The sequence below is a fragment of the Aminobacter sp. P4_H6_2 genome (genome assembly GCF_056400805.1).
The window spans coordinates 1-4,989 of record NZ_JBFUKO010000394.1 but is presented as its reverse complement, the minus strand read 5'-3'; the positions used below and the strand labels follow the sequence as shown (position 1 = coordinate 4,989).

The window sequence follows — 4,989 nt, the reverse complement described above, 5'->3', positions numbered from 1 at the left end:
GCGCTCCGACACGCTGGAAAAGGTCACGGGTACGGCGCGATACGCCGGTGACGTAGCATTGCCAGGCATGCTGCATGCCAAGATGAAGCGCAGCAACATTGCTCATGCCAAGATCAAGAGCATCGACACCAGCAAGGCGCTAGCTCTCAAGGGCGTGAAGGCGGTGCTGACCCACCAGAACGTGCCCCACGTTCTGCACTCGGGTTCGYCACACCCGCGCTCGGCCTCGGTGACCAAGGACCAGTACATTCTGGAAGACAAGGTTCGCTACTGGGGCGAAGGCGTCGCCGCCGTGGTCGCAATCTCCGAAGAGATCGCTGAGCGCGCCGTCGAGCTGATCGAGGTCGAGTACGAGCCACTGCCGACCGCCTTCACCATCGAAGACGCAATGAAGGCAGGCGCATCCGCAATCCACGACAATGGGCTGGACAACAACAATGTCCTGCCGACGGTGACAGTCAATCGCGGCGACGTCGACAAGGGCTTCGCCGAGGCCGACCTGATCCTCGAGCGAGAGTATGATCTTGGTCGGCCAACGCCGGCCTATATGGAGCCCAACGTCTGCGTCAGCCAGTGGGACGGCAACGGCAAGCTGACGATGTGGACCTCGACGCAGAGTGCCTTCATGGTGCGTGGCACGCTGGCAGAGGTTCTCGGCATCCCGCTCAACAAGGTTCGCGTGCTGGTCGAGCATATGGGCGGCGGTTTCGGTGCAAAACAGGATCTGTTCCAGCACGAGTTCCTCTGCGCACTGCTCGCCAAGGAAACCGGCCGGCCGGTGCGCATGGAATTCACGCGCAAGGAAACGTTCCTTGGCGGCCGTTCGCGCCATCCCGGCAAGATCTGGCTGAAGCAGGGCTTCACCAAGGACGGCCGCATCGTTGCGCGTGAGGCCAAGATCACCTTCAATTCGGGCGCCTATGGCTCGCACGGTCCGGGCGTAACCAATGTCGGCACAGCAGCTTTGACCTCGCTCTACCGTTGCGAAAACATCCGCCTCGAAGGCCGCTGCATTTACACCAACACGCCGATTGCCGGGGCGTTTCGTGGCTATGGCGTGGTGCAGACTTACTATGCTTTAGACCTGATGATCGACGAGGCGGCGGAAAAGCTCGGCTTCGATCCAGCCGAATTCAAGTTGATGAATGCAGTACGCGAAGGCGACATCGCCCCATCGGGCCATCCCATCGTCGGGCACGGCCTGGAGGACTGCATCCGCCGTGTCATGGAAGAAACCGACTGGAGCAATCTCCGGAAGCGCAGCAAGTCGACGGGCGTCAAGCGGCGTGGCTTTGGCATCGGCTGCGAGATGCACGGGTCGAGCGCCTATCCCGGCATCAAAGAGCAGGGCAATGCCATCGTCAAGATGAACGAGGACGGCACTGTGACGCTCATCACCGGTACCGCGGGCCTCGGCACAGGCGCGCACACGGCGTTGTCGCAAATCGTTGCCGAAGAACTAGGCGTACCGTTCGAGACGGTCTCAGTCGTTCAAGGTGACACCGATATCGTCCCATGGGACATCGGCGCCTTCGCCAGCCACACGACCTATATGGGCGGACGGGCGGCGCAGATCGCGGCGGCGGAGGTGCGCGACCAGATCCTCAATCACACGGCTCCGCTACTCGAAACAACGCCGGCCGAACTGACGATCCGCGACGGTATCATCGTGTCCACGAGCGGCTCGAACCGCAGCGTCAGCCTCGCGGAAGCGGTCGGGCCGCGGCGCGGCATGCCTGCCATCCAGTTGGTTGGCGTCGGAACCTACATGCCGACGAAGTCCTATTCCTTCGGCGCGCATTTTGCCGAAGTGGATGTCGACACCGAGACCGGTGAAGTCGCAGTCCTCCAGGTCGTTCCGGTGCATGAGATAGGTAAGGTCATCCACCCCATTGCAGCCGCAGGCCAGATCGAAGGCGGTATCCAGCAGGGCATCGGGCACACGTTGAGCGAGGACTACGTCATTGACCTCACCAATGGCCGCTCGCTCAACCCCAGCTTCGTCGACTACAAGATGCCGCTGTCGATGGACATGCCGCCTATCCGCACCATCATCCTGGAAACGGCGCCGGATCCAGGTGGCCCCTACGGCGCCAAGGGCATCGGCGAAGATCCCATCATCGCGATTGGACCGGCCATCGCCAACGCGATCTACGACGCCATCGGCGTCCGCTTCCGCCATTACCCGATAACGCCCGAGCAGGTGCTGAACGCACTCAAGGCAAAAAACAGCAAAAAGAGGCAGTGATGCAGACCAACCAAATCCACGACGGCAAGATCCCGGTCACGATCCTCACAGGCTTCCTAGGGGCGGGCAAAACCACCCTGCTGAACCACATTCTCACCGAACGACACGGCCACCGCATCGCAGTGATCGAAAACGAGTTCGGCGAAGTCGACGTCGACTCCGATCTGGTCCTCGCTTCGGAGGAAGAGATATACCAGATGCAGAATGGCTGCATCTGCTGCTTCGTCGACGTGCGCAACGACCTCATCGAAATCCTGCAGAAGCTGCTCGCGCGCAAGGACAAGTTCGACCACATCCTGGTCGAGACCAGCGGCCTTGCCGATCCAACGCCAGTCGCTACCGCCTTTTTCGTCGACCAGGAGATCGGCAAGCATGTGAAGCTCGACGGCATCGTCACGCTCGTGGATGCCAAACATATCGGTCAACATGTCGATGATCCGATCCTTGACGGGCGCAGCAATCAGGCGGTGGATCAGATCGTCGCCGCTGATCGTATTGTGATCAACAAGATCGACCTCGTCTCTGTAGACGACATAGAGACGCTCGAACGCAACATGGGCAAGCTCAACCAGACCGCGGAGATTGTGCGTTCAAGCTACGGAAAGGTGGAGCTTTCGAACATCCTGGGCATCAGCGGTTTTGCGCCGTCTTACGTCGCGGAGCGGGCCCAGTTGCTCAATCTGGATCATCATCACCACCACGATCACACACATGATGCTACGGTCAGCTCTGAGTCCTTCGTGTTCGACGAGCCGTTCGACCACAATCGGCTGTCGGAATTCCTTTCTGATCTCTTGGAAGCCCGCGGCGACGATATTTTCCGAACCAAGGGCATTCTCGAAATCAAGGGCGATCAACGTTTCTTCGTTCTTCAGGCCGTGCACAAGCTGATTGATTTCCGGCCCGACCATGTCTGGGGCAAGGACAAGGCTTACAGCAAGCTGGTGTTCATCGGCCGCAAACTGAACCGCGCGGAACTCGAAGCGGGGTTGCGCGCCTGCCTCGCCTGACCAGCGTAGGCGATCCCTGCGAGGCTGGCTCACGCCAGCCTCGTTTTCTTTGTGCGGTGAAGTTATCGGGGGTTATTGCGGCAGCAGCGAAGCCGACGTCTCCAGAGCGGCGTCGGCACGCCGGCCGGTCCAGCGATGGGCCAGACCCGCGTCGATATCGAACAGGTCTAGCACGCGCCCAACGGTATGATTGACCATGTCGTCAAGCGTTAGCGGACGCGTGTAGAACGCTGGAACCGGCGGACAGATGATGGCGCCGGCTTCCGTCACCTGCGCCATCGAGCGGATATGACCGAGATGCAGCGGCGTCTCGCGCAGCATCAAAACCAGGCGCCGGCGCTCCTTGAGCGTGACGTCGGCTGCACGCGCCAGCAGCGAAGAAGTTGCCCCCGTCGCGATCTCCGACAGCGTCTTCACCGAACAAGGCGCCACGATCATGCCCATTGTCCTGAACGATCCACTGGAACAGGCCGCACCGACGTCCTTGTTGGAATGAACGGCAGTCGCCAGCTTTTCAACGTCGGCAAGCTTGTAGTCGGTTTCCATGGCAAGCGTGATTTGGGCTGCGCGCGAAACAACAAGGTGGGTTTCGACATCGAGTTCACGCAGGACTTCCAGCAAACGAATGCCATAGATGACACCGGAAGCACCGCTAATGCCGATGACCAGTCGCTTGCGTATCGCGCTATCTCTGAACATCGGCTTGTCCTCCGCGTTTTCTGCCCCTAACGATCGATCCTGCCGAGAATTTCAGAAGCCCGCGCAAACGCATCATCGCCGATCTTGGCCAAGACGCCGTGAAAATCGGGGCCACGCGTCGCGTCCAAACCCATGCGCGACGTTGTGCCGACGCCGGACGCCGACGGATCCAGCGCGTTGCCARGCAAGCCTTCGATGATGACCACGTCGCGATGCGGCTGGAAATGGGCCGACAACGCCCAAAGCACTTCGGAGTCGCGCGTGATGTCGACATCGGCGTCGACTGCAATCACTGTCTTGAGATAGGCGTCCCAGCCGAGTAGCCCGAGCATGATCTGCCGCGCCTCGCCGGGTCGCGTCTGGTTGAGCGCGACATAGGCATGAAAATGCGTGCCTGAGGCCGGATAGTGCACGGCCGTAACGCTCGGAAAACGCTGCTTCAGCTTCTCGACCATTTCGGCTTCGCGCGGCACGCGCCCCAAATTGAGGTGCTCGGACGAGTTGCCGCCGGCGACGCTTATCAGCATCGCATCCTTGCGGCGCATGAAGGTTTCGACTCGAAACAGATTGTTGGTCGACCTGTCAGACGAGTAGCCGGTGAACTCACCGAATGGCCCTTCGGCGACATGAGCCTCGGGCTCGATGATGCCTTCCAGCACGAATTCGGCATAGGCAGGCACGCGAATGCCGTATTTCGGCGTCCGCACCACATCCAGCGGTTCGCCGAGCAGGCCTCCGGCGATGTCGCGTTCGTCCTCGCCGAAAGCGAGCCGCGCCGACGCCGCGATCATGAACAGCGGATGCGCGCCGATGACCATGGCGACTTTCAGCGGTTCGCCACGGTCTTTGGCCATGTTGAGCAGGCGCCAGAGGTGGCYACGAGAATGCAGGCTGGTCGCCAGCTCGTTCTTCGAATGGACCATGGCGCGGTGGTAGCTGAGATTGCCGGCACCGGTTTCTGGGTGCTCGGCAATGATGATGCCGCTGGTGATGTACTTCGCCCGATCGGTCGCGAAATGCTTCAGCATCGGC

General features: G+C 60.7%; 4 protein-coding genes. 2 read left to right on the top strand and 2 right to left on the bottom strand.

What is annotated here, in order from left to right:
* On the top strand, positions 1-2,248 hold a 2,248-nt coding region (locus AC1DUU_RS22630), incomplete at its 5' end, for a xanthine dehydrogenase family protein molybdopterin-binding subunit (RefSeq protein ID WP_476785632.1).
* On the top strand, positions 2,248-3,258 hold the full coding sequence (locus tag AC1DUU_RS22625; protein ID WP_476785631.1) for a CobW family GTP-binding protein: 1,011 nt from the start codon (positions 2,248-2,250) through the stop codon (positions 3,256-3,258). The genes AC1DUU_RS22630 and AC1DUU_RS22625, both read left to right, overlap by 1 nt.
* A gap of 72 nt (positions 3,259-3,330) precedes the next feature.
* Here the strand turns inward: AC1DUU_RS22625 and AC1DUU_RS22620 are convergent, their stop codons facing one another.
* Both AC1DUU_RS22620 and AC1DUU_RS22615 read right to left on the bottom strand, forming a co-directional pair.
* Positions 3,331-3,957 carry a UbiX family flavin prenyltransferase gene (locus AC1DUU_RS22620; RefSeq protein WP_476785630.1) on the bottom strand — a complete coding sequence of 209 codons (627 nt, stop codon included), beginning with the start codon at positions 3,955-3,957 and terminating at the stop codon, positions 3,331-3,333.
* 26 nt (positions 3,958-3,983) lie between these two features.
* Positions 3,984-4,989 (bottom strand): UbiD family decarboxylase (locus AC1DUU_RS22615; protein ID WP_476785629.1); only part of this gene is annotated, 1,006 nt, incomplete at its 5' end.